Raw genomic sequence first — 1,875 nt, 5'->3', positions numbered from 1 at the left:
CCAACCCGACCAACGCTGCCGGCGACCACTAAAGTTGCAATCATGGCGCAGGGCACGTAAGCCGCAACCCCACCGCCACTTTGCCAGCACAGCACATTCCCGCAAATGGCTGCCGGTATGCTATAATCGAAGCCGAACACTTGTGCGTAACGCACAGCTAAAGGAGTACGAATGTATGTATGAATTTTTGCGCGGTAAGATTGTGGATATCACCCCCGCCTACATCGTGGTGGACGTGAACGGCGTCGGCTACCACGTTTTGATGGGGAACCCGTTCACCTTTGACGAAGGCCAAACCGCCACCGTCTACGTCCAGTTAATCATTCGCGATACCGACCAGACCCTGTACGGTTTTGCCAGCCGCCGTGACAAGCAGTTGTTCAACCAACTGCTGTCCGTCACGGGCATCGGTCCCAAGAGTGCGCTTGCCATCCAGGCTAACGCGCAGGGGGATGCCCTCGCCAGCGCGATCGCGAACAACGACGTCGCCTTCCTGACGAAGTTCCCGGGTGTTGGCAAGAAGACCGCGTCACAGATTGTGCTGGATCTGCAGGGCAAAGTTGCGGCGCCGCTCAACGGCGGCCAGCCCGCCCTCGATTTGTCCGCCGGGGCCGATGACGACCTCATCCCGACTTTGCGCGACGCCCTGTCCGCTTTGACTGCGCTGGGCTATTCTGATGGACAGGTGAAGAAAGTCCGCAAAGTACTGGTGGACATGCCAGACAGTTCCACACAGGAATACTTACAAGCAGGATTAAAAGCATTACTATAGTAGATAGTGAGGAGGGGGTAGCCCATGGCAGATGAAAGCGACCGGTTGCTCGATCAGGACGAGACGGCCGAAGACGCGGCGAGTGAGCTGTCGCTCCGCCCGCAAACACTGACACAATACATCGGCCAGCGGCAAGTCAAGCAGCAACTGCAGGTCTACATTCAGGCCGCCAAGATGCGTGAAGAATCGCTGGACCACGTGCTGCTCTACGGCCCACCTGGGTTGGGGAAGACCACGTTGGCCCTGGTGATTGCTAACGAGCTGGGCGTCCACGTCCGCACCACGAGTGGGCCCGCAATCGAGAAGCCGGGCGACCTGGCGGCTTTGCTAAACGAGTTGGAGGCCGGCGACGTCCTGTTTATTGACGAAATTCACCGGCTGCCCAAAGTCGTGGAGGAAATGTTGTACTCCGCCATGGAGGATTTCTTCATTGATATCGTGGTTGGTCAGGGAGCGGATGTCCACCCGATTCACTTCCCGCTGCCGCCGTTTACGCTGATTGGTGCCACCACACGGGCCGGAGCGTTATCGGCCCCCTTGCGAGACCGGTTCGGCATTACCGCGCACATGGCGTACTACGATACCGACGAGTTAAGCCAGATTGTGCGCCGGTCGGCACAAATTTTTCAGCTCCAAATTGCTGAGGACGGGGTACACGAGATTGCGTTGCGATCGCGAGGCACTCCGCGGATTGCCAACCGCTTGTTGAAGCGCATCCGTGACTTTGCCGATGTCGCTGGGGTGCAGGAGGTGGGTGCCGACCTAGTCGACCAGGCCTTGACCGCTTTGCAGGTGGACCGAAAGGGGCTCGACGCTACCGACCGGAAGATACTTCGGCTGATGGTCGAACATTACAACGGTGGGCCGGTGGGTCTGAACACCATTGCGGCGAACATCGGGGAGGAAAGCTCCACGATTGAGGAAGTATACGAACCGTACCTGTTGCAGGTAGGGTTCATCCAGCGGACGCCAAAGGGGCGGACGGTCACGCGGGATGGTTACGCGCACTTAGGGGTGCCGTTTCCAGATGCCCGCGGGTGACAGTGGCGGAATTTATACTGGACCCGGTTTCAAAACGCGGCACGATTTGTTATAGTGGTAGT

2 protein-coding genes are annotated in these 1,875 nt (G+C 58.3%); both read left to right on the top strand.

Translation table 11 applies throughout. From position 1 onward, the window contains the following. Positions 1 to 175: 175 nt before the first annotated feature. On the top strand, positions 176 to 772 hold the full coding sequence (gene ruvA, locus LPA02S_RS11295) for a Holliday junction branch migration protein RuvA (protein ID WP_054651203.1): 597 nt from the start codon (positions 176 to 178) through the stop codon (positions 770 to 772). Positions 773 to 796: 24 nt separating this feature from the next. Next, a complete protein-coding gene (gene ruvB / locus LPA02S_RS11290; protein WP_056956072.1) occupies positions 797 to 1,813 on the top strand; it encodes a Holliday junction branch migration DNA helicase RuvB in 1,017 nt (338 codons plus the stop codon). Positions 1,814 to 1,875: the final 62 nt, after the last annotated feature.

Source organism: Lacticaseibacillus pantheris DSM 15945 = JCM 12539 = NBRC 106106, assembly GCF_001591865.1.
Lineage (GTDB): Bacteria > Bacillota > Bacilli > Lactobacillales > Lactobacillaceae > Lacticaseibacillus > Lacticaseibacillus pantheris.
The sequence above is the reverse complement of the archived record's forward strand: the minus strand, read 5'-3'. Positions and strand labels throughout refer to the sequence as shown.